Genomic DNA, 23924 nt, shown 5'->3' on the forward strand with positions numbered 1-23924 from the left:
CTTCGCAACCCGCTTCTTTTTTGCCTTTCAGACCGCCCGCCATATTCCTTATGGGCCCTACTGCAACGGGTAAAACCGATCTGGCGATTGCCCTTCGCGAATATTTGCCAGTTGACATTATTAGCGTTGATTCGGCGCTGGTGTATCGTGGGCTTGATATTGGTTCAGCCAAGCCTTGTGCGGTTGAACTGGCAAAAGCACCTCACCGGCTGATAGACATCTGCGATCCATCCGAGGCCTATTCTGCCGCGCAGTTTGTAACCGATGCCCGCCGGGAAATGGCTGATATTACTGCCAAGGGCCGTATTCCTTTGCTGGTAGGTGGCACTATGCTTTATTTCAAAGCTTTGCTGGAAGGGTTGTCGGACGCGCCAGCCGTTGATCCCGCTATTCGCCAGGCAATTGAGACGGAAGCAGCGCAAAAAGGCTGGCCTGTAATGCACCAGCAGTTGATGGAAGTTGACCCGGACACTGCAGCAAAAATTCATCCCAATCATTCTCAGAGAATTCAGCGAGCGCTGGAAGTTTTTCGTGCTACAGGGGTGCCGGTGTCAGTGTATCGCCAGCAGCATCAACAGGGGGGTGGCGGTGCTCCGATTGAGGATGATTACGAGATCTTTCAATTGGCATTGTTGCCCCATGATCGCAAGTGGCTTCACCAGCGTATTGAGCAGCGTTTCCGGCAGATGTTGGTACAGGGGTTTGAGGTAGAAGTGCGCGCACTGCTTGAGAGAGGCGACCTTCATGCTGATTTACCGGCTATTCGTGCTGTAGGTTACCGGCAAATGTGGCAGTTTCTGGAGGGGCATCTCAGCTATGATGAAATGCTGTTAAAAGGTGTTGCTGCTACCCGGCAGCTGGCCAAACGGCAGCTGACATGGTTGAGAAAATGGCCTGATTTGCAGCGGTTTTACTTGGATAATGAGGACGGAACGCTAATAAGCCCGAAAGAAATTTTAGATAATTGCTTGAAATTTTTGCATAAAGGATCCATATACAATAGGCAGGCCGAATAGTATCATTGGCTGCCCGTTTATAGCGGTTTTCTACATTGAAAAATAAGTTCAGGTCTTTTTCTAACTTGCTGTATTTTCAATGGTTTGTTTATTTTTTATAAAGGAGATCTAACATGTCAAAGGGGCATAATCTACAAGACCCTTTCCTGAACCAATTGCGCAAGGAGCGCGTGCCGGTGTCAATTTTTCTGGTTAACGGCATCAAGTTGCAAGGCCAGGTAGAGTCTTTTGACCAATTTGTGGTGCTTTTAAAAAATGCTGTCAGCCAGATGGTCTACAAACATGCGATATCAACTATCGTTCCTTCGCGACCTGTGCGTTTGCCAATGGCCACGCCAGGGCAAGAGGAAGACTCTGATCCGCACAATAGCTAGGGCATTTTATCTTCCGGAGATGCTGATTGTTTTTTGAACGACCGGAATCCGGTGAGTTGTCGGTGCTTGTCCATCTGGACTTGGCCAGCGAAAAAGAACCGGAAGATCCCAGAGAATTTGAAGAGCTGGTTCTGTCTGCTGGTGGCGATCCGGTCACATTGATTACAGGCAAGCGATTAACTCCGCATCCGAAACTGTTTATCGGTACCGGTAAGCTGGAAGAGCTTTGCTCTGTCGTTGAGGAGACTGGTGCCGGGTTGGTGATTTTCAATCACAACCTGTCACCGAGTCAGGAGCGCAACCTGGAAAAATCCCTGCAGTGCCGGGTGCTTGATCGCACCGGGCTGATTCTGGATATTTTTGCCCAGCGGGCGCGCACCCATGAAGGTAAGTTACAGGTGGAACTGGCTCAATTAGAGCATATGTCCACCCGGTTGGTCCGGGGCTGGACTCACCTGGAGAGGCAAAAAGGTGGTATTGGCCTGCGCGGTCCCGGTGAGACCCAGCTTGAAACTGACCGTCGATTATTGCGTGAGCGAATCAAATCAATTCTGAAACGGCTTGATAAGGTGCGTAAGCAGCGCGATCAGGGGCGCCGTTCGCGGCAGCGTGCAGACATTCCGACGGTTTCTCTGGTGGGTTACACCAATGCAGGCAAATCGACACTGTTTAATCGTATTACCGAATCGGAAGTGTATGCGGCAGACCAGCTGTTCGCTACGTTGGATCCAACCATGCGGCGCATTGAGCTGGCCGATGTGGGAACGACGATCCTGGCTGACACGGTGGGGTTTATCAGTCATTTGCCGCATAAACTGGTTGAAGCGTTCCGCGCTACGCTTGAGGAGGCCGCCAGTGCCAGTTTGCTGTTGCATGTGGTTGACGCGCATTCTGAAGATCGGCACACCCAGCTTGAACGTGTCGATGAGGTGCTGGTAGAGATTCATGCGCACCAGCTACCAACATTAATTGTTCATAATAAAATTGATTTGCTGGATGATGTTGCTCCCCGTATTGACCGCGACCATAACGGCAGGCCTGTGGCGGTCTGGTTGTCAGCGCAAACAGGGGTGGGTTGTGAACAGCTGTTGCAGGCTATTAGTGAGCTGCTGGCAGAAGATATTGTTCATGAAACCGTTCAGTTGGCGCCTGTGCATGCACGGTTGCGCTCTCAGCTTTATGAAAGCAAGGCGGTGCTTGCCGAGACTACGACTGAAACAGGGGCTGCGCTGCTTGAGTTAAGAGTGCCGCGCCGGGAGTTGCAGCGGCTCTTGAAATCCGAGGGTTTGACCATAGAACAGTTAAAAGTGGTTGAACAGACCGAAAATCAGAAAATTGCCTGACAGTCGACACGTCCATTGTCAGATTGCTGTGGTTTTTCCGTTGAGGCTTGCTACAATCAGCAGCCTTTCGCATAGCTAGAAATAACATTTTTAACCGGAGACAGATATGGCTTGGAATGAGCCCGGTGGTGATAGAGATCCCTGGAGTGGCAACAGCGGCGGCAATCGGAATGATGGTCCGCCTGACCTGGATGAAGTGCTGAAGAAATTCCGCAAGCGCATGGACGGGTTGTTTGGCGGTTCAGGTGGCAGTAAAAACAGTAACAGCAGTGGTTCAGGGAAGAGCCTGTTATTCATTCTCGTTTGCATCATTGCTGTTGCCTGGGGCTTGCTGGGTTTTTATCAGGTTGACGAAAAAGAGCGTGCCGTTGTACTCAGGCTCGGCAAGTATTTTGAAACGGTCGGGGCAGGTTTGCACTGGAATCCACCGCTGGTTGACAGCGTACTTAAGGTGCGGGTTACCGAGGAGCGGCAGTACACCACTACGCGAAGCCTGATGTTGACGCAGGATGAGAACATTGTTGAGCTGCCATTGACGGTTCAATACAACATCAGCGATGTGCAGGCTTTCGTGTTGCAGGTTAAAAACCCTGAAATCAGCCTTAAACATGCCACCGAGAGTGCTCTGCGCCATGTTGTGGGCAGTAGTACACTGGATCAAGTGCTTTCAACCGGGCGTGAGAAGATTGCTGAAGAAGTTAAGACGCGCCTGCAATCCTATCTTGATATTTACAAAACCGGTATCTACGTCAGAACCATTAACATTCAGGAAGGTAAGCCACCGACCCAGGTTAAAGAAGCTTACGATGATGTTATCAAGGCGCGGGAGGATCGTGAACGTCTGGTAAACGAAGCTCAGGCATACTCCAACGGTATTATTCCCGAGGCCCGAGGCCGCGCTCAACGCACGATAGAAGAAGCTAACGCCTATCTTGAGAAAGTTATTGCCGAAGCCGAGGGTGAGGCTCAACGCTTTGACCAGCTACTGATCGAATACAGAAAAGCACCGGAAGTGACCCGTCAGCGGATGTATCTGGATGCGGTTCAAGACGTGATGAGCAATGCTTCCAAAGTGCTGGTTGACGTAGAAGGTGGTAATAACATGTTGTATCTACCGCTGGACAAAATTGTCCAGCCACAGGCTAGTGAAGTGGTTTCTCCTCAAAGCCTTTCTCCCCGAGATCTGGAGAAAGTGGCTGAACAGGTGATCGACAGGCTTCGCCGGGAAACCAGTAATGTTCGTCGCAGAGATGTTCGATAGGAGGGCACAGGTGTGAATAGTCGATTTACTACAATAATCATCGGTGCCATCGTGGTTCTTTTGCTGGCGAACAGCACCCTCTATGTGGTGCAGGAAACCGAGCGCGCTGTGAAGCTGCGTTTCGGAAGCCTGGTGGATGACGATATTGCGCCAGGGCTGCACGTGAAATGGCCTATTGCAGAGGATGTACGCAAGTTTGATTCCCGCGTATTGACGCTGGATGCCGAGCCCGCAAGTTTTTACACAACCGAAAAAAAGCGCCTGATTGTCGATTCCTATGCAAAATGGCGCATTGCTGATGTGGGTGAGTATTACCGGGCCACCGGTGGTAATGAAGAAGTGGCCCACAACCGGCTTGCCAGCCGGGTCAACGACGGGTTGAGGAATCAGTTTGGGGCTCGCACCCTGCACGAGGTGGTTTCCGGTGAACGCGATATGCTAATGCAGAATATCACCAATGATTTGAATAAAACCGTGCGGGAGTCATTGGGTGTTGATGTGGTTGATGTGAGGGTTAAGCGAATTGATCTGCCTGACGAAGTCAGTGAGCCGGTCTATAGGCGTATGAAGGCTGAACGGGAGAAGGAAGCCCGGGAAACCCGCTCTAAAGGCTTTGAAGAGGCCGAGAAAATACGTGCTGATGCTGATCGTCAGAGTACCATTATCGAAGCCAATGCTTACCGTACCGCTGAACAACTTCGTGGTAAAGGTGATGCGAGAGCAACAGCTGTGTATGCTGACGCCTACAATAAGGATCCGGAATTTTACGCGTTCTTGCGTAGTCTGGACGCCTATAGAAAATCCTTTTCCAGTAAAAATGATGTCATTCTCGTTGACCCGAAAAGTGACTTTTTCCGTTATTTAAACAGCCGGAAAGGTGACTAAAGCGCCCTTGTGGTATGTCAATGCCGCACAAAAAGTGCGGCATTGATGATACGACAATGTTAGAATTGGCAAACCGGGGAAACCCGGTTTTTTGTTGTTTACTGTTGTCTTGAGAAAAAAGAAAAAAACAGGTGCACCTATGTGGGCTGATTTGGCAAGGGCCTTTTGTCTAATGCTTGTTCTCGAAGGAATTATGCCTTTTTTGTCGCCGGGGCGTTGGCGTAATATGGCCGGTATGCTGGCCAATATAGATGACCGTCATATGCGAAGGATGGGGCTTGTCAGTATGCTGATTGGCGCCGGAGCACTATATTTTTTGAAGAGGGCTGGCTTTTAATGTTGCCCTGGATGAGAAGGATAAAGCGATGACAGTGGTTGACCGCTGGTTATTACCGGATGGTGTAGAAGAAATTCTTCCTAACCGCGCACTGAAAATGGAGCGTTTGCGCCGAAGTTTACTCGATATTTACCACAGCTGGGGGTATGACCTGGTTATTCCTCCGATGGTTGAATTTTCCGAATCACTGTTGAGTGGCACGGGCTCGGACCTCGATTTACTGACGTTCAAGGTGACAGACCAGCTCAGTGGCCGCATGATGGGCGTGAGAGCTGATATTACGCCACAGACAACACGAATGGATGCTCACAGCTTGCGTCTCAAAGGCCCTTGTCGTCTGTGTTATGCCGGTACGGTACTTTATACCCGGCCGCGCAGCCCTTTACAGAGCCGTTGTCCAATCCAGATTGGTGTGGAGCTGTACGGAGAGGCCAGCCTTGCGGCCGATCTGGAAGTGATCAATCTGCTGGTGCAGACCCTACGCACGACTGGTATGAAAAAGATCAATCTCGATCTGGGTCACGTCGGCATTTACCGCAGTTTGCTCGAAGTTGCTGAACTGACCAAAGAGCAGGAGAAGGACCTGTTTGACCTGTTACAGCGCAAGGCCGTGCCGGAACTGGAAAGCTGGCTGGCAACAAACGTTAATGATCGCAGCGTTGGTGAAATGTTGCGACAATTGGTTGACCTGGCGGGTGATGTGACGGTTATTGATAAAGCCCGCGATGTTTTTGCCGAGGCTCCGGCGGAACTGGAAGTCGCTCTCGATGAGCTGGCTGAAGTGGTTACACAACTGGGTCGAACTGCTCCGGATGCGGAAATTTACCTGGATCTTTGTGAACTTCGTGGGTATCACTATCACACAGGTATTGTATTTGCTGCCTTTGCTCCCGGACACGGGCAGGCTATTGGCAACGGTGGGCGCTATGATCACGTTGGTGAGGCATTTGGTCGCTCTCGCCCGGCAACAGGGTTTAATGTCAATCTCAATGACCTGGCGGCATTGACGTGTACTGAGGGTAATGACTCAGTGAATACTGTCGAGGGTGGTATCTACGCCCCGGCGGGCTATGATGAAGGATTACAGCAAACCATTCTGGAGCTGCGCGCGAGGGGTGAAAGGGTGGTCTGCGGATTTGCCGGACAACAACCCGATTTCGTTGAATTGCACTGTAACCGTCAGCTGGTTTTCGACAACGGTGACTACCGGGTAGTCACTGTCTCCGAATAATTTTCTCATTTTCTGAAATTTGGCAAGTATTGGTAAAAAATATGGGTAAGAATGTTGTCGTGCTCGGCACCCAGTGGGGCGATGAAGGCAAGGGCAAAGTGGTGGATCTTCTGACAGATCAGGCCAGTGTGGTTGCACGTTTTCAGGGCGGTCACAATGCTGGCCACACCCTGGTAATTGATGGCAAGAAGACGGTTTTACACCTGATTCCCTCCGGTATTCTGCGTGATAATGTCAGCTGCTTAATTGGTAACGGTGTGGTTTTGTCGCCGGAAGCCCTGCTGAAGGAAATGCGTGAGCTGGAAGAGCAGGGTGTGCCTGTTCGCAAGCGTCTGCGGTTGTCCGCTGCCTGTCCTTTGATCCTGCCCATTCATATTGCCCTGGATCAAGCCCGCGAACTTGCTCGCGGCAGCGCCAAGATAGGCACCACAGGGCGTGGTATCGGGCCTGCGTATGAAGACAAAGTTGCCCGTCGTGGGGTGCGGCTCGGCGATATGATAAATCGAGAGAAGTTTCCCGCTAAACTAAAAGAAGTCATGGATTACCATAATTTCATGCTCACTTCATATTACGGTCAGCCAGCGGTGAACTACAATGAAACATTGGCGGCAGCGATGGCCTGGGCCGATGAGCTGGAACCGATGGTCGCGGATATTACCAGTCTGCTGCATTGCTCTCGAGAGTCGGGCCAGAACATCATGTTTGAGGGGGCGCAGGGTTCCTTGCTCGACATTGATCACGGTACGTACCCCTTTGTTACTTCTTCCAACACCACGGCTGGTGGCACGGCTACTGGCAGTGGGTTTGGCCCTCTCTATCTTGATTATGTACTGGGAATTACCAAAGCCTATACGACAAGAGTCGGTTCCGGACCTTTTCCTACCGAATTATTCGATGATGTCGGCAGGCATTTGGGCACCAAAGGGCACGAATTTGGTGCGACTACCGGGCGTGAGCGGCGTTGTGGCTGGTTTGATGCGGTGGCGCTCAAGCAGGCTATCCGTATTAACAGCGTATCGGGCATTTGTCTGACCAAACTGGATGTTCTGGATGGGTTGGAAACCATCAGTATTTGTGTGGGGTATCGCGATACAGATGGTTTTGATGTCGCCATGCCCAGTCATGCAGATGATTACCAAGGGTTGGTGCCTGTTTATGAAACTCTGCCGGGTTGGTCAGAATCAACGGTAGGTGCAAAAAATCTCGACGAATTACCAGCCAATGCACGTGCGTACATTAATCGTATTGAAGAAATTCTCTCAACGCCAATCGATATTATTTCTACCGGCCCTGATCGGGTTGAAACTATTGTATTGCGACACCCTTTTGAATAAGTGTGGTCAGTGGTAGAGTGTTTGCAAGCAAGTAGTGAGGCAGGCCCCGGATAGACAACCTAAATAAAGGTAGTTCTATGGAATATAAAAAATTATACGGCCAGATATTGCGCAAGCATCACCTGTTTTCAAATATGAGTGATGAACAGCTCGCCTCTTTGATGCAGTCTGCACTTTTAGTGGATTTGCCTCGGGGAAAAAAGCTGTTTATGCAGGGAGAGAGGGCTGAACGTTTCTACTTTGTTATTTCCGGCAAGGTGAAGCTGTTTCGTCTGATACCAGATGGCACTGAAAAAATTATAGAGTTGTTCGGGGCTGACCAGTCTTTTGGGGTTGCCCTGATGTTCAAGGATATACCGGAATACCCGTTGACAGCGCAGGCTGTTGAAGCAACCGAATTGATTTCTTTTTCCAATCAGGATTACAAGGCCCTTATTCGTGAAGATGGTGATCTGGCTTTTGATTTGCTCGGTGATCTTTGCGACAGGCTTCACGGTCGTCTTCGGGAAATAGAGATGTTGTCGCTGAAGAACTCAACCAACCGTGTTACCCGTTACTTTTTGAATATGCTGAATGAGAATGGTGCCGGAGAACCGGTATTTGAATTGCCGGTGGCCAAACACATGATGGCTGCCCAGCTATCGATTCAGCCGGAAACATTGTCCCGAATTTTTAATCGCATGAAAGAAGATTGTGTCGTTGATATCGATGGACGAAAGATCAAGGTGCTTGATTTGTCCGCATTAAAAAACTATGAATAGTGGGTTTTTCAATGAAAAAAAGCGCAGCCAAAGGCTGCGCTTTTTGTATCCGGATCAGGTTATTTGAGGCCTGAATAGTAGGCTGCCAAGTTAGCAATGTCTGCATCGGAAAGACCTTTGGCCATGGAGCCCATTAGTGGATCATTACGCTTTCCGTCTCTGAAATCTTTCATTTGTTTGGCTAAATAGCCTTCTTTCTGGCCAGCAAGGTTTGGCCACATATCATTGGTGCTGATACCGTTGGCACCGTGGCAGGCGACACACATGGCAGCTTTGGCTTGGCCTGCTGCCGCATCTCCGGCAAGTGAAAAAGAAGCGCTGGTGGACAATGCGACTGTGATTAGCGGAATAAGGATTTTTTTCATTGCGGGTCTCCATTCAGAATAATTCAGCCTGCGCCTTTGAAAACAGTGACAGGCAAGGCTTACAGGTACAGTTTACACATGGGTTATAAAGTACCTAAAGGTTAGCTGCGATTCTAGGTGAATAGTTTGTTATATCGATTGACGGTTATCAAGCATTTTGTTTTCTGCGGGTCCCCGCAATGCAGCAATGACAACTACCAGAAACAGAATGCCGCCAATAACGGCAACAAGTCCGCCGATCCCCATTGCGGCCATGCCAATAATTTCCTGAATACTATCGAGTTGCTGGGCGCTACCCGAAACCTTGCGTTTAACACCATGCCCTCCAGACCATGCCAGGGCGGTGATATGCACAACCTGCCCAATACCGTATAACCACGGCATCCAGTAGGCGAGCCTGGGGTGTTTTATCGGTTTGTTCAGCCGGGGTAGCAGTGCAAACACAACACCCATCAGTGCGAGCGTAACGCCGACAATAGAGCCGTGGTAATGGGCAGGTATAACCGTATTGGAACCTCTGATCATAAAACCCATCAATCCACCACCGGCAAAGAGAGTGATAGAACAGATCAGCGCTGCGCGGAGTGGTTTTTGTTGGTCGTTGAGTTTGGGGAATCGAAAGGTGCTGAAGAAAACCAGGACGCCGATAGGGATTGAAGCCAACCCGCCTTTGCGCATCAATTCCGTAAAACCCAGGATATGCTCGGTAGATTCCACTGGATGCTGATAAAGGAACGGCACCCAGGCGACGGGTACGGCTACCAGAAAAAACAGTATGATTGCCAGCCGGGGTTTTATTCGCAAGTCGTTACCACAGGCTGCTGCCAGAATGATCCAGGCCACCAACAGTAATATTGTGTTGGAGAACTGCATGACATGCCCTCCGCCCCAGAACAGTAGGTCGTAGTAAAATTCACCAGTGATCGAATCCGGAATTTTGTAATAGGCGATGGCTACGCAAATGACAGCCGTTAGTACACAGAGTGCAGACAGGCTCAGAGCAAAACGCAGTGCCGCCGTTGACGGGGTGTTTTCCGCTGAAGAACAACAGTTTGCCAGAAAGTATAGCGCCTGAATAACCAGTCCCAGTGACACGATTATCAGCCCGGTAAAAAAGAGCGGCTGTAAGATCACGGGTACGTAATTGTTTAGCAGTGGTTGGGCAGTACCAAAAAAAGGAGAAATACTGATCAGTACGGTGCCCACCACCGCCAGCCAGAATGCAGTTTTATTCCAGGTGGATTCCCTGGGTGCTCCAAAGACACTCCACAACATACCGGTACAGGCAAAAAACCAGATCACCACGGAAAGGTCCACATGCACGACCAGCGCCACTTTGAAAAAATTGCTGCCAGGCATCAACTCTTGCATTAATGGTGTTCTCGACAGTGCCAGTAACACTGCCAGCACACCCGCGGCTACCAGAGCGTAAACTCCCAGCCAGATCCACCCGATAGCAAGTGCTCGGGTGTGAGGTCGTAACTCTGGCAGACTATATGGCGTGCTCATGTTCAAATATCGGTCTTATAAAAGAGAGGCAATTTGATCGGCTATGGCCTGAGGGGTAGCTGAACCAGAATACATGGCCCTCACTTTGCCTTGCTGGTCTATCAGGTAAATATGGTCGTTGTGTAGAAATCCGTATTCCAGTGCGGAGTTGATGTCCTCTTTTTGATAAAGCACTTTGTACAGTGATGCGACCTGCTGCAGCTGTTGGCTGTTTCCTCTCAGCCCAATAATGGATGGATGAAAGTAAGACAGGTAGTGATGTAAGTGCTCCAGGGAATCGCGCTCGGGGTCAATGGTGACAAATAACGGTTGCAGGTCATTGGCCGCGTCAGGCAACAGCTCTAGCACTTTACGCATTTTTGCCAGTACGGTTGGGCAGACATCAGGGCAGCTGGTAAAGCCAAAATTAAGCAATACCACTTTGCCCCGGAATCGGGATAGAGAAACATCCCTGCCCTCGGTGCCAGGCAAAGTAAAGTCCCCACCCAGCCCTTCGAGAACGGGTAGCGGTTTTTGCGTATTTTCGTGTAACAGGCTGGATCCGATAACCGCCATCAGAAGAAGGGCCGCGGCAAGAGCAATAACCGTTATTCTGTTCAAGAGCAGGCTACCGCAGGCAGGAAGGTTTTTTGCCTGCGCAGGTTGTGGCTGATAAAAAGCGCGACAGTGAACAGTGCTATCGCTCCAGCCTGATGAGACGACGCCAATGCAACAGGCACATGTTGCAGTAGTGTGGTGATCCCCAACGTAACCTGAATCAGAAGAGCCGCGACCAGACAGTAACTCGCAGCACGCAGTTGAGCGCTCACATGGCTGCGGCAGATATGGATTACCAGGAGAAGACCCAGGGTCAGGATAAGGTAGGCCAGCATACGGTGGTTAAACTGAATGGTTGTGATGTCTTCAAATGCAGAAAGCCAGGCTGGTGCCATGCTATAGAGTCCTTGTGGAATAAAGGAATCTCCCATCAGCGGAAAGGTGGGATACGCAAGTCCGGCTCGTGTTCCTGCCACCAGTCCGCCGGATAGTATCATCAGGAATATCAGGCTGGTTAACAGGTATGAAAAATTCCTTAGGCCAGCCGGATACCAGCGTTGCTGGTGCTTGCCAACCAGACCGAAAGCCACCCAGAGAATATAGCCATAAATGAACACCGCCGCCCCCAGGTGAGCAGTAAGCCGATACTGACTGACACGGGGGTTGTCCACCAGTCCGCTTTTTACCATATACCAACCCAGCAGCCCCTGCAGCCCACCCAGCAGAAAAATGATGACCAGCTTATGGGTAAGCCCTTTTGGGATTCTGTGGCAGAAATAGAAAAACAGCAGTGGTAATAAAAACAGTACGCCAATAAAACGACCGAGGAGCCGATGAAGGTATTCGTACATAAAAATCATTTTGAAGCCTTCCAGGTCCATACCATGGTTGATTTTCTGGTACTCCGGGAACTGCTGGTATTTGTGAAAGGCCTGTTGCCAGTCTGCCTCATTGAGGGGCGGGATAATGCCAATCAGAGGTTGCCATTCCACCATGGACAGACCTGAGTGAGTGAGCCTTGTTACGCCACCGAGCAGAATCATGGTGAGGATGACAGTGGCGCAAACAAACAGCCAGAACGCGATCTGTTTATTGTAACGGTCTTGAAAATTAAACATTTTTTATGGATATCAATCGAAAGTTAACAGACATTACCGATAGCAATAGTAGGGCAGCATTCAGATTGTGAACCATGACTAAAGTCATGGGGATCTTAAAAACAATAATCAGTACACCCAGTAACCACTGCGTCAGCACAAGCCCTGCTACAAGGGTGGACAGGTGCGGCAGATGCCGCAACAAACTGCCTGCTGCGAGCAGTAATGTCATGCCTGTCAGCACTGCCGACCAGCGATGCATCTGATGAATTTCCAACGAACTGGCATCGAACATAACGCGCCCGGTTTTATCCAGTTGCAATTCGCGGAAATACCAGAAACTGCCACTACCGGTGTTCAGGTAATCTCCCGTTGCCTGACAGGAGAACAGAGCGTTGCAGGCCGAGGCTGCAAAATTGGCACTCAGCCAGGCTCCCAGAGCGATTTGCAGGATAAGCAACAACCCTGCCAGCTGCCACAGTAACGGCTGCCATTTGGCTATTTGCAGTGGTGTGTTTTCAGAACAGATCTGTTGACTCAATTGCAGGTAGAGCCACCAGCTGATTCCCGTCAGGGCGAGCCCGCCTAACAAGTTGATCACGGCGATAACGGGAAGTGTTTTCAGGTAGCTGGCAGGGCCAACAATGGATAACAGCACAATAACCCCCAGTAGCAGATAGGGCAGCGACTGATTGGCGTTTTTCATAGCCATGGGTTTGCGGCTTTGATGGATCAGTAGCAAAACCCCGATAACCAGAAGTGTGGCGACAGTGCGGTGTATCTGTTTGGCGACCATGGCAGGTGCTAATGCTTTCTGTGCTATATCTCCCGGTTTTTCAGCGGCAACATACTGGCCGATGACAGCGTAACAATCCGGCCAGGGCTGACAGCCAAGTCCCGATTCGGTATGACGAATGTAAGCGCTGAGTAAGTTGATCAGCACTGTAGCAACCAATACCGCCAAGGTGATTTTTGCCAGTGTTTTCTGCGGATTATCTGATGAGTTTTTTTGCATTATTCTTGATCTGTAAACTGGTTCAAAAACTGTTTTTGCCGTATACCTGTGACATTAAAAAGATAACGGAGAAAATTGTGGAAATAGTGCTTTTTACTTTGGTGGCGGCAATTCTTTATTTCTTTTCTGACTGGTTGCTGCGCCTGCTGGAGCAAAAAAGTGGCGTACCGTTTAAGCACAGAAATATTATTTTTTTCATTATTATTTTGTCCTCTAGCCTTATTTTTTTTGAGCTGCTGCAGCGGTTTTTGGCAAATGGAAGTGGTTGATCCCCATGGTGCTACAAAAGCGTAAATTGCTTCTCCTTTGAATCGAAATCGATGACCAGCACTTGTCCTGGTTTGAGTGTTACGGGCGTTTCCAGCTGATAGGGGAACGCCGCCATATCAATGTGATCTTTCATGCGAACCTTTAACTTTATGTTCCCCGCCGGAACGGACTTGCGAAAATAAATGGATGATATGCCGTCTTTATGCAGGCCTCTCGGTGGCAGTGCCTTGCTGTAGATCAACTCATCATCAATAAGCATGTCCAGCAGAAGCGGTGAACGTTCGCGTGGACAGATTTTGCTGATACGCATGTTCTCCGGAAGTTTGGCCATTTCATCTTTTGATCGTTCACGACATTCACCGAGAATCTTTCCCGAGTGTCGCAGGCTGAGTTTTATCATTGCCTGATTGGCATCACCTCGGTGATAAACCGGAGAATTTGAGAAATAGCCAATAAACACTATAAACAGGCCGAAGCAAAGTCCCTGACCGAGCCATGACTTCCAGGTTTTGTGGCTAGTCATACTGCTTTTCCTCTGGCTCAGTTACGGCCTGCACGTGTGTTGATATGGTGTCATCCTGATTAGAAATTGCCGCTGCCAGTTCCGATCGATACTGCGAAATGCCCTCTTGCAGGGCTCTTTCTTCTCCTTTGTTTGCCCACAACAATTTAACCTTCTGCTGGCCTGCTTTGGTGCGCAGGTGTGGCATTCTCTCACTGTTAAAGCGCTGCTCAGTCCATTCGCTGCCTTTGCGGAAATAACAGTTCTCGCCGCTGCAACCACTCACAATAACGCCGCTAACCTGTGGCTGACGGGAAACGTAATCGGCAAACGAAGGCGGTAGCAAGCCACTGCAAGGCAGGCTGATCACCGCTGTTTGGTCATCCTCAATGCTGTTGATATCGAGTGCGTGATCGCAGCCAAAAACCAGAATTCCCTGATGGCCGCTGAGGGATTCTATTTTCTGACGGGTCTCGTCACGCAGGTGATCCAGCGAGAAATCGGGAATTTCGATGCCAGACACTAATTCTTCCACATTGCGGAAGGGCGTGGCGGAAGGGCATGAGCCTGCACAGATACCACAGGCGGTACAAAGATCGGGGTCAACTTGCGCTTGTCGGTGCCCTTTTTTGTACTCGTGTTCAACCATGGTGATGGCTTCAAAAGGACAATCCTGAAAACACCAGCTGCAGCCGTTGCAGTTTGCCGGGTTGACCTCGGCCGCTTTTGATATGATTTTTTTATCGGGTGACAACCAGGGCAGTATCGCCGCCAGAAATGAAAACCCTACCAGCAGTGCCCAGACCTGGCCAAATCCGAGGATATCGAGCAGTGGGTAGACATTCATGTAAATCCAGTCGAGGTTGATACTGCTGACCACCGTTGACATGTCAGCTTTATTCATACTGATAGCAGGTTTGATTAACGATAAGACAAGGAAGGCCAGTAATGTCAGCCGGGCCAGGGTTTTTGGCGGACTGGTTCTGGGCATCTTGATTCGCTTGATGTGGATAAACATTCCTAGCAGCAGGAACAGGGGGAGTGCTATGTGCAGAAAAACCAGTAGCGAAAAGAACCTGTCGCTCAAGGTCTGGTTGGAAATAAAGTTTCGCGCCAGCGAATCGCCAATGGGTGGCAGCCAGCCGAACCACTCAGAGGTGGTTTCGGCAATGTACTGGGCGAACTGGTCCCACACCAGCCAGTAACCACCAATTGCCGAGGCAAAAAGCAACCACAGTAACGGTATGCCGCTAAACCATGAAAACCAGCGGGCAGCGCGAAAACGGCCCAGAGAGAATTCTCGTAACATGTGCAGGCTGACAGTGATTGCCATTGCCTCTGAGGCATATCGGTGCAAACTGCGTGCGATACCGCCCGCATACCACTGATGGTGGGTAAGTGCTTCCATCGATTCGAAAGCACCGTTGATACTGGTGTCGAAAAAGATAAATAGATAAAGACCTGTAATAACTACGATCCAGTAAAAGTAAAAGGAAAGGGCGCCCAGCTGATACCAGGGGTTTTGATCTTCCCCGAATAGGTGGTTAAAACCTTTCTCCAGTTTTTGCAACAGAGCCAGTGTCTGCGCCTCCAGCCGTCTTATCACAACCGGTTTCCTTTCCTTGCAGCGTTGCTGCTTTTCCATTCTCTGATCAGTAAAAAAACCATAAACCCACCCATTACCAATCCGACTACAAGGCCTACAAAAATGGAGTAATCAAACTGGTACGTATCCGAATAGGGGTCATACACGGTGCAGAACAAGCGGATTTTGCCGCCGATGTGTTGTAAGAACGACTGATCGGGCTGCTCGCCAAACACCAGTTGCTTGAGGGGTTCTATCAAGTGAGGCGTGTCGAACTGAATACCATAAACCTGGCGGACTACCACTCCATCTTTGTCCAGCAGTGATGTCTGGATGAGATGGTCAAAACCACTCGCTGAAGGAAAAAACTGAAACCCCAGTTGTTTCGAAAACGACGTAATGGTTTTTTTATCGGTAGCCAGAAAATCCCAATTATCTGCACGTACTGATTGCTGTTTGGCGAATATCCGCATGGCATCTGCGGTATCGTTATCCGTGTCAAAGCCGATGGTTACGACGTGAAAGCTGTCTTTGCCGAGCGCATTCCTGGCCTTACCGATGACCGTGTCCAGGTGTTTGGTTGTAGTGGGGCAAATATGATGACACGAGGTGTAGATAAGACTGATAACCAGAGGTTTTCCCTTGTACTCAGAAAGGTTTTTGCGAACGCCCTGACTGGTAAAAAACAAATAGTCATCTACTTTGTTACCGATGGCGGTTTGACTGATTTCCAATGCGTTAGATCGGTCAAATCCGTCAGCAACTGCTGCCGGGTGATCGGTGTTCTGCGCGAGTACAAGTTGCCAGTTTGCGGATAAACAAAAGACGATAAAAGGAATTAATAATCTCATTAAGTACTCATTTCTATTCACTGGCAAGCTAAAGCAGCGGGTCGATCATGGCAGCGATTAACAAAAGGGTTAACTGAACGAGAGAGGCAATAAAGCATCGTATGGCAGTTTTGGGGTTGGCATCATGAACCAGTAATACCCCTTTATAGATAAAGTAGGCTCCGCCCAGGATCGCGCCAGACAGATAAACCCAGCCCATGCCGTAGAAGCCTGGCAACAGTGAAACGGCAACCAGAATCAGAATGTTGACCAGAATGATTTTTGCGGCGGTCTCATCACCTTTTACAACCGGTAGCATGGGGACACCGGCCGTGGCGTAATCCTTGTGGAGTACAATTGCCAGCGCCCAGAAGTGAGGAGGTGTCCACAGGAATAGCACCGCAGCCAGCAGTAATGATGGCATATTCAGTGAGGGATCTGCCGCTGCTGCACCGGCAAGAACAGCAAAGCTGCCGGCGGCACCACCAATCACAATATTCCAGACGGTGCGTTGTTTCAGCCAGAGTGTATAAACGACGCCATAGACAAAAGCACCCATAAACACGTGAAATCCGCTGGCGAAGTTAAACATCCAGCACGCCATGCCAACCGATATCAGTAGCAGTGCGGCAATCAGCCACAGCCAGGATTTGTTGTGCGAGGCGGCACCGGTGACAAAGGGGCGGGATCGTGTGCGTGCCATGCGTGCATCAAGGTCGCGTTCTGCATATTGATTGAAAGCGCCAGCGGCAGCAGAGGCTCCCAGCACCGACAGTGCGAGTACCAGTACTTCAAGGCTGGAGAGTGATTTCCCGGGTGTGACTGCAAACCCCGCCAGAGCGGTAATGGCCATCAAAACCCCGATACGCAGTTTGAAAATATCGACTAGTTGGGCAAACACAATGTTTCCTGATACAGGTGGCCTATGCGAAAGTTGTTCCGGTCACTTGAAAAAGGGGGCGAAAGCCCCCTTTTTCACAACAGGGCCGTTAGCTCAAACCCCAGGTTTGTGACAGATACTTCCAGTTAATAAAGTAATACAGCGCGAATGCGACGAAGAATACAGCGACCAGCACCAGGGTTCCCGGAATGGTCCATGATGAAGTATTGGTTGCGTATTCCTCGTCTGAAACGGGTGGCACAATCATGGGGTCGCCCACTTTCTCGTTCTCGCCAATCTTTTTACCAAACAATAACGATCCAACCACGATCAGACAGAAGGCTGCGCCACCCACCACGGCGAGTATTACCGACATGCCATTGAGACTCATCATGGTTAAGGCAGCGGCAGAGAACTCGTAACCGCCGTCGGCGCTGGTAAACAGAATATCCCAGTGGCGGCGTGGTACACCCAGTGTGCCTGCACCCATCAGGAACAGCGCCACGCCAGTCATGCCCAGCCCAAAAATCCACGGTTGCCAGCTGGCCAGTTTCTTCCAGATCAGTTGTCGACGGAACAGGATGGGCACCAGCCAGTAGGTGATAGCCATAAAGGTGAGCGTTGTGCCGATCACGACGGTGGCGTGGAAATGGCCCGGAACATACATAGTGTTATGGATTAACAGATTGATTTGCTCTGCGCCCATGACCACACCGGTTATGCCTCCCAGTACGCCAAAGCCCACCAGGGATATAAACATGCCTGAGAAAACCGGGTTGCCCCAGGGCGCCTTGCGCAGCCATTCGAACAATCCTGCACTGAATCCACGGGCACGTTGTGCGTGTTCGATGGAACCGGGCACGGTAAGGCCGTGAACCATACTCGCCATCACTGCCAGATACATGGCATAGCTGGTATTGAAGATTTTCCACTCGGAGCTGAGGCCTGGATCTACCAGCAGGTGGTGAGCTGAGGCAATTTGCAGCACAGCGATATATAACAGGAATGCAAAGCGACTGACTTTTTCGGATAGCGGTTTGGCACCAAACAGGATTGCTGCAATCGCATACCAGATCGACACATGGGCGGCCACATTGATTTGCTGCGAAGAGTGACCAAATGCCCACCAGATTAAGCGATAAACACCCGCATCGATATTGCTGATAAAGCCGAGGTTCCAGAGTAGGGTGGGGATCAGGATAATAGCGCCTGAGGCAATAGTGAAAATTGCAATAATACAGGCCGTTAAAGCCCCAAATGTTACCAGAGGGATTGAACCTTCGTAGGTTTTCTCTTCTTTGGCGATCACCAGTGTGCCGAGGAAAATAAAGCAGTTAATCAGCGCACCAACAGCAAACAGAATCAGTCCGACGTAGAACAGTGCATCCGCAGGAAGTGGCACGTAAGACGTCATCATAACGCTGGAATTGCCTTTCACCAGCACGGCGTAATTATTCAGTACCGCGCCTAACACCATCAGCAGGAAGGCGCCCATCCCCAGCTTCGGAGTTGCCATTCGGCAGCCCAGTAAAATTGAGGAGGCAAACAGCAGGACTGCCATTTCAAAGAAGATGATCCAGAAAATCAGTACGTTAATGCCGTGTCCGGTCAGCACCTGATAAAAGGTATCAGGGGCCAGCAGATGCACTTCTGGCCAGCGTGTTAAACCGACTCCCAGGCCGAGGACGCCACCAACTAACAGGAATACGACAGCAGCGACTGCATGCAGTTTCATCAGATTTTCTGCCGGGCGGTGCCATTTCAGTCCGGTGTCCGGGCAGGTTCGGAAAATGTGAGTAGTCATGACTTCCCCCTATTCAACAACGTAAATCGTGCCCAGCATGTTGTGGTGCCCGATTCCGCAATATTCGTTACAAACAATGGTGTGCTCGCCTGTTTTGTTGGGGGTGACGGTTAATACCATGTCGTACCCAGGGAGTACCTGTACATTGAGATTGGTTGGCTGGAGAGAAAAGCCGTGTTGCCAGTCAATGGAGGCAACATGAAGCCGGTATGTTTCACCCTTCTTGAGTTCAAAGTGAGGCCACCATTCCCATAGTCTGCCTACCAGATAGATATCGGTGCCGGCTGGCGGTTTAACCACGGGTATTTTCCGATCGCCATCTGTTCGAACGGTATATTGATCAACCACCGCCTGAGCTTTTGCCAGATAAGCGGCGGGAGTAGTTTTGTAGGCTTCGCTGGAGAGGTTCTGTTCGCCGTAAATATGCCAGAACGGCATCATCAGAGTGAGAATGATTCCCCAAACGACAACCACAGATATCCAGAGCAGTTCGCCTTTTTCTATTGGTTCTTTCCACCAGATTTTCTTCGCTGGAGGTGAGATGCTTGACATGGTAGCTCCCCTTATACAAGTCCAGTTTTTATTTTTCCGCGTTAAGCTGGTTTCGAATTATTGCGAAATGGGTAATGAAATCAGTTCCATAATTCCCCAGACTATGTAGGTCAGGGTTGGTATCGCAATACCGATGAACAGCAGAATGAAAGGGTTGTCCAGCACCTTCTGCATAAGAGGAATCTCACCTGAACCGGGGTTCAGATCGTTATCTTCAGACATCGCTATCTTCCTTTTATTAATATAGGTAACCCCTCCTGAAAACAGGTAAGGCGATAACACTCTACTCTTTCCTCTGGAAAGATTGCTTGATGAAAGTCAAGGCGAAAAAATCGGCTCTCCTGAAGCAAAAAATTGCTGGTGATCTCTTGTTGATATTGATTGCCTGCAGGAGAAAAGAGCTGTAAACAAAGGGCGCCCACCATAAAAAAAGCCCCTGTGTTACAGGGGCCCAGTTTTTCAAAGGTAAGTCATCAAGGTAAGTAATGAGTTAATAAATATCCTTCATGGTGTTGGTGACATTGAATTTACCCGTTGGCGTGATCAGGCGCTTATCCTTGATCACTGCTTTCAGCTTACGGGTTTTGTCATCCACCACTACGATGGCAGATTCGGCTTCAGCACCATTCCACACCGAGAACCAGACTTCATCGCCAGCTTTGTTGTATTCCGGCTGCACAACTCGGGCAGGCCCCCGATCGGCAACACCGGCCCATTCCGCAATTGGCAACACTTCGTAACCGGCATCCAAATCGTCAGAATTGAAAACGGCAATGGACTGACTAATCTTGGTGTCAGGATTAAGTGGAGTGTCTACCCAAAGGTTTTTCGATTTTGGGTGAGTTTTGACGAACAGCGAACCACCGCCCTGACCTTTAAGTACTTTGGGTACTTTCCAGGCGTGTTCCTTATGCTTTTTAGGATCAGTGCCGATCAGAGTAATTTCGTCGCTACCCAGAGCACTGGTGACCCAGACCGGGCCGTAGGCTTTGGTGTTCAGGTTGGCTCCGCGACCGGGGTGGGGGATCTGGGTTGCGTCAATCAGCGCTTCCATTTCACGTTCCTTGGAGTCAACGACAGCAATCTTATTTGACTTGTTGGCCGCCGTCAGGAAGTAGCGTTTGGTGGAATCCCAACCACCGTCGTGAAGGAAACGGGCAGCTTCCAGTTCGGTCACCTGAAGGGCCTTTGGATCTTCATAGTTGACCAGCAAAATCTTACCGGTTTCTTTCACATTGACGATAAACTCGGGATGTTCATGGGAAGCGACAATGGCCGCAACACGTGGTTCAGGGTGATACTCCTGAGTGTCAACCGTATAGCCTCGGGTAGAGACGATCTTCTTCGGTTCCAGCGTTTCGCCATCCATCAGTACATACTGGGGCGGCCAGTAAGAACCGGCAATCGCATACTTGTCTTCGTAACCCTTGTATTTGGAGGTTTCCACAGAGCGTGCTTCTGAGCCAATCTTGATCTCGGCTACTGTCTGTGGTTTCTTCATATACATGTCGATCATGTTGATTTTGGCGTCGCGACCAATGACGAACATGTAACGGCCCGAGCTGGACGGGCGGGAGATATGCACAGCGTAGCCTGTGTTGATAATGGATATAATCTCTTTGCTGTCGCCGTCGATCAGGGCAACCTGGCCGCTGTCTCGCAAAGTGACGGAGAAAACATTTCCAATATCAAAGCTGCCTTGTGGTTTCTTGGGGCGATCTTCCGGTTTCACCTGTACTTTCCAGGTGGCCTTCATGTCTGCCATGCCAAATTCGGGAGGTTGTGATGGATTGTGTTGAATATAGCGAGCCATGGCATCAATTTGTGCATCGGTCATGTCGCCGGATGAACCCCAGTTTGGCATGCCGCCGGGCGTGCCGAACGCAATCAGTGCTTTCAGGTATTCTGTGCCGCGTTGCTGTGTGATGTCCGGGGTCAGAGGCTTGCCGGTAGCGCCTTTACGGAGAACCCCGTGGCAACCGGCACAGCGCTCAAAGTATATTTTTGTGGACTCACTCCACTCTTGCGGAGTAATTTTGGGGCCATTAGGATGCAGCGTCATGTCTACATCTGAGGCCATTGTGGGAGCACCCATGTAGCGAACTTCGGATCCGCTGGTGCCGGGATGATCTGATTTTTCTTCCGCACTTATTGCCCAGGGGCTGATAGTGAATGCGGCCACTGCAAATGCAGCCGTAATTGGTTTCAAGTGAATGGTCATTTTTGATTTCCCTTTTTGCCTTGGAGCGAGCCTTGGAATACACTTCTGAGTTGAATAACCCTCTTTTTAGTGTGGCCTTGTCGCGGGAAAACTGTGTTGATTAAAGTCAAGGATTTTAAAAGAGATCGCCGTAACCGGGGCGTTATGAAAGATTGGCTGCCTTTATCCTCGCGTTCGCTTCACGTTTTTCACGTTTTTTGCGTTTCTCGACCAATGGTGGACAGTTGTGTTCATCCCAATAGATAAGCTGGCACTCAAGGCAATGATGACATTCATTGTCAACAATTCCCCCGGTTGGCTTGATGGCATTGATCTGGCACCGCGCAGCGCAGGATTGGCAGGGTTTTCCGCATTCATTGCGGCGTCGCAGCCAGTCGAAAATCTTAAAACGACCTAAAATACTAAGGCTGGCACCCAGTGCGCAGAGGTACTTGCAGAAAAATTTCGAGTTGAATGCTGCGATAGTTAATAGTCCTGCAGCATAGGTTACATAGCCCCAGTCGCGCATAAATTTCATGGTTAAACTGGTTTTGAACGGCTCTACTTCGGCGAGTTTTGCTGCTGTTGAAAAAGAATCCATCGAAATGCCTACCAGCACGATCAGAATCAGGTACTTCAATGCCCACAGGCGTTCGTGAATCATGGGGCTAAATTCAAACTTAGGCATGTTCAGTCTACTGGCCAGATCGTGTATCAGTTCCTGCATGGCCCCGAAAGGGCATAGCCAGCCGCAGAAAACGCCTCTTCCCCAGAGCAGCACCGAAATGGCCACAAATGACCAGAGGAAGAAGGCGACCGGGTCGATCATTAAAGTGTCCCAGGTAAAGTTATGAATGATGGTTTGGATAAAGGCCAGAATATTCACAACTGATAGTTGTGCAGAAGACACGTAACCAATAAAGATAACGGTAAAGATCAGGAATCCGTAGCGCAAGCATCTGAATAAAGCTGGTCGTCTGACCAGCCAGTCTTGAAAAAGCAGGATCAAAGTCAGTAACAGTAGCGCGCCAACAATTGTCCACGCCTCGAATTTCTGACTTGCCCAGGTGTCCGCTCGCTGTTGCCAGCGTTGCTCAAGGGAAAGCTCTGCGTTGACTACATTCACCCTCTCTCCGGCGGTTGTATCCTGAACAGGCCATTGCAACGCGGCACAAACCTTCTCTACCGAAGACATGATGCTGCGATTAAGCACCATCGCCGTAATGGTGGCTCCGGTTATGCCATCAACACTGACATAGCCGGGGCGGTCCGAGGCGTTCACGCGAACCTTGTCGGTGCTTTTCAGATTCAAATACTGGTTGATGAAATGGCTTATGTCGGTCTCTTTTACGCCAACGACAAGAATCGGTTCTTCATGTTGCACTATTTTCAGTCCGGCTATCCGGGTATCAGGGGTTATCGCTACCAGTGTAGAAATGGGTTTTCCGGAGTAGGCCGGTATCGGGTTTATCTGACTGGTCAACAGCAGAGCACCGATGACCGTGTTGCCCTCCTTTATCAGCCGGTAACCCGGTTCCTGGGTCTGTGTTTCCAGCTCGCTGGCAGAGGGGAACCAGCCCTGAACGTCATCCAGTTGGAACTGATCGAGGGTATAAGCAGCATTCACGTTGCAGGCAAAGGCACAAAGCAGTAACGCCAGTTTCAGTAAAACCGGGATATTTCCTGTGCTCATTGGCGGGTCTCAGTTGTCATGAATCAACTGCGTGAAGAATGAACTGAATCCGCGCCGTTCCCCTTGACCGCCATCAAGAAAAATATGGTTTGCGGCCCTTAGACTCTCGTCATGTGGCGTAAGGTGTCAATTATCTGTGTGGTCGCTGCCCTCTGTGGTCAACCTCGGTGTCTCTATGGAGCCGGGAGTAGCGCAGATATAGATGCAGCGAGCAATGAACGTTTTCCGGTAGATAGAACACTGCTGGAAAAGCAGTGGGGTATCAACTGTGAGCAGGCCGTTGATCTTACGCTTGGTTGGCTGAAGTCGGGTACAGGTATGGAACGGGTGGCTCCGTTACCGATGCGAAGCCTCAAATATTGTGGGTTGTTATTCAATACGCCGGATACCGGGCGTTACCAACCTTGCCCGGATTATGAGTCTGCGTATCAACGATTGGTTGATATTCGACAGCATGAAAGCATCATGGACACCGATACAGAAGCGATTGAAATTTACTTATCAGATCAATGCCTGAGCGCTGGGTAAACAGAGGCAAGCAGG

24 protein-coding genes are annotated in these 23924 nt (G+C 50.0%); 10 read left to right on the forward strand and 14 right to left on the reverse strand.

The annotated features are described in order from the left end of the window. The first annotated feature begins 50 nt into the window (after window positions 1–50). The 9 genes from miaA to H7A02_01970 all read left to right on the forward strand — a co-directional run bounded on the left by miaA (window position 51) and on the right by H7A02_01970 (window position 8542). A complete protein-coding gene (gene miaA, locus H7A02_01930; protein MCP5171014.1) occupies window positions 51–1016 on the forward strand; it encodes a tRNA (adenosine(37)-N6)-dimethylallyltransferase MiaA in 966 nt (321 codons plus the stop codon). 113 nt (window positions 1017–1129) lie between these two features. Then, the gene (gene hfq / locus H7A02_01935; protein ID MCP5171015.1) at window positions 1130–1390 is read left to right on the forward strand and encodes an RNA chaperone Hfq; all 261 of its coding nucleotides are present in this window, start codon (window positions 1130–1132) and stop codon (window positions 1388–1390) included. A 26-nt stretch (window positions 1391–1416) separates the two neighbouring features. After that, on the forward strand, window positions 1417–2733 hold the full coding sequence (gene hflX, locus H7A02_01940) for a GTPase HflX (protein ID MCP5171016.1): 1317 nt from the start codon (window positions 1417–1419) through the stop codon (window positions 2731–2733). A 106-nt stretch (window positions 2734–2839) separates the two neighbouring features. Beyond that, window positions 2840–3994: an FtsH protease activity modulator HflK gene (gene hflK / locus H7A02_01945; protein ID MCP5171017.1), complete on the forward strand. Its 1155-nt coding sequence runs from the start codon at window positions 2840–2842 to the stop codon at window positions 3992–3994. 12 nt (window positions 3995–4006) lie between these two features. Beyond that, entirely contained in the window at window positions 4007–4879 is an 873-nt protein-coding gene (gene hflC / locus H7A02_01950) for a protease modulator HflC (protein MCP5171018.1), read from the forward strand. Window positions 4880–5018: 139 nt separating this feature from the next. Continuing rightward, window positions 5019–5216, forward strand: a complete 198-nt coding sequence (locus H7A02_01955) for a DUF2065 domain-containing protein (GenBank protein MCP5171019.1) — start codon at window positions 5019–5021, stop codon at window positions 5214–5216. Window positions 5217–5244: 28 nt separating this feature from the next. Continuing rightward, complete coding sequence (locus H7A02_01960; protein MCP5171020.1) at window positions 5245–6447, forward strand: ATP phosphoribosyltransferase regulatory subunit; 1203 nt, start codon at window positions 5245–5247, stop codon at window positions 6445–6447. A 41-nt stretch (window positions 6448–6488) separates the two neighbouring features. Continuing rightward, complete coding sequence (locus H7A02_01965; GenBank protein MCP5171021.1) at window positions 6489–7781, forward strand: adenylosuccinate synthase; 1293 nt, start codon at window positions 6489–6491, stop codon at window positions 7779–7781. Between the two features lie 77 nt (window positions 7782–7858). After that, window positions 7859–8542 carry a Crp/Fnr family transcriptional regulator gene (locus tag H7A02_01970; protein ID MCP5171022.1) on the forward strand — a complete coding sequence of 228 codons (684 nt, stop codon included), beginning with the start codon at window positions 7859–7861 and terminating at the stop codon, window positions 8540–8542. 59 nt (window positions 8543–8601) lie between these two features. Here H7A02_01970 and H7A02_01975 read toward each other — a convergent pair whose 3' ends face one another. From H7A02_01975 to H7A02_02040, 14 genes are all read right to left on the reverse strand, one after another. Then, a complete protein-coding gene (locus tag H7A02_01975; GenBank protein MCP5171023.1) occupies window positions 8602–8907 on the reverse strand; it encodes a cytochrome c in 306 nt (101 codons plus the stop codon). 129 nt (window positions 8908–9036) lie between these two features. Then, entirely contained in the window at window positions 9037–10416 is a 1380-nt protein-coding gene (locus tag H7A02_01980) for a cbb3-type cytochrome c oxidase subunit I (protein MCP5171024.1), read from the reverse strand. 15 nt (window positions 10417–10431) lie between these two features. Next, entirely contained in the window at window positions 10432–11016 is a 585-nt protein-coding gene (locus tag H7A02_01985; GenBank protein MCP5171025.1) for an SCO family protein, read from the reverse strand. Then, the gene (locus H7A02_01990) at window positions 11013–12071 is read right to left on the reverse strand and encodes a COX15/CtaA family protein (protein ID MCP5171026.1); all 1059 of its coding nucleotides are present in this window, start codon (window positions 12069–12071) and stop codon (window positions 11013–11015) included. Before H7A02_01990 ends, H7A02_01985 begins: the two co-directional genes overlap by 4 nt. Next, window positions 12064–13065, reverse strand: a complete 1002-nt coding sequence (locus H7A02_01995) for a COX15/CtaA family protein (protein ID MCP5171027.1) — start codon at window positions 13063–13065, stop codon at window positions 12064–12066. The genes H7A02_01990 and H7A02_01995 overlap by 8 nt, the downstream gene beginning before the upstream one ends. A gap of 280 nt (window positions 13066–13345) precedes the next feature. Further along, entirely contained in the window at window positions 13346–13858 is a 513-nt protein-coding gene (locus tag H7A02_02000) for a hypothetical protein (protein MCP5171028.1), read from the reverse strand. Beyond that, window positions 13851–15443 (reverse strand): cytochrome b N-terminal domain-containing protein, encoded by a 1593-nt coding sequence (locus tag H7A02_02005; protein ID MCP5171029.1) that lies wholly within the window; start codon window positions 15441–15443, stop codon window positions 13851–13853. The genes H7A02_02000 and H7A02_02005 overlap by 8 nt, the downstream gene beginning before the upstream one ends. Continuing rightward, window positions 15440–16273, reverse strand: a complete 834-nt coding sequence (locus H7A02_02010; GenBank protein ID MCP5171030.1) for an SCO family protein — start codon at window positions 16271–16273, stop codon at window positions 15440–15442. The genes H7A02_02005 and H7A02_02010 overlap by 4 nt, the downstream gene beginning before the upstream one ends. A 28-nt stretch (window positions 16274–16301) precedes the next feature. Further along, window positions 16302–17105, reverse strand: a complete 804-nt coding sequence (gene cyoE, locus H7A02_02015) for a protoheme IX farnesyltransferase (protein MCP5171031.1) — start codon at window positions 17103–17105, stop codon at window positions 16302–16304. Window positions 17106–17241: 136 nt separating this feature from the next. Further along, window positions 17242–18936 carry a cbb3-type cytochrome c oxidase subunit I gene (locus tag H7A02_02020; protein ID MCP5171032.1) on the reverse strand — a complete coding sequence of 565 codons (1695 nt, stop codon included), beginning with the start codon at window positions 18934–18936 and terminating at the stop codon, window positions 17242–17244. Window positions 18937–18945: 9 nt separating this feature from the next. Beyond that, window positions 18946–19488, reverse strand: coding sequence for a cytochrome c oxidase subunit II (locus tag H7A02_02025; protein ID MCP5171033.1), 543 nt, complete (start codon window positions 19486–19488; stop codon window positions 18946–18948). 57 nt (window positions 19489–19545) lie between these two features. Next, complete coding sequence (locus tag H7A02_02030) at window positions 19546–19710, reverse strand: hypothetical protein (GenBank protein ID MCP5171034.1); 165 nt, start codon at window positions 19708–19710, stop codon at window positions 19546–19548. A 268-nt stretch (window positions 19711–19978) separates the two neighbouring features. Continuing rightward, window positions 19979–21709: a c-type cytochrome gene (locus H7A02_02035; protein MCP5171035.1), complete on the reverse strand. Its 1731-nt coding sequence runs from the start codon at window positions 21707–21709 to the stop codon at window positions 19979–19981. Between the two features lie 142 nt (window positions 21710–21851). Continuing rightward, window positions 21852–23381, reverse strand: a complete 1530-nt coding sequence (locus tag H7A02_02040) for a 4Fe-4S binding protein (protein MCP5171036.1) — start codon at window positions 23379–23381, stop codon at window positions 21852–21854. A gap of 123 nt (window positions 23382–23504) precedes the next feature. On the opposite strand from H7A02_02040, the gene H7A02_02045 reads away from it, so the two are divergent. After that, complete coding sequence (locus H7A02_02045) at window positions 23505–23909, forward strand: hypothetical protein (GenBank protein ID MCP5171037.1); 405 nt, start codon at window positions 23505–23507, stop codon at window positions 23907–23909. The last annotated feature ends 15 nt before the right edge of the window (window positions 23910–23924 follow it).

This window comes from Pseudomonadales bacterium, assembly GCA_024234435.1.
Lineage (GTDB): Bacteria > Pseudomonadota > Gammaproteobacteria > Pseudomonadales > Porticoccaceae > JACKOF01.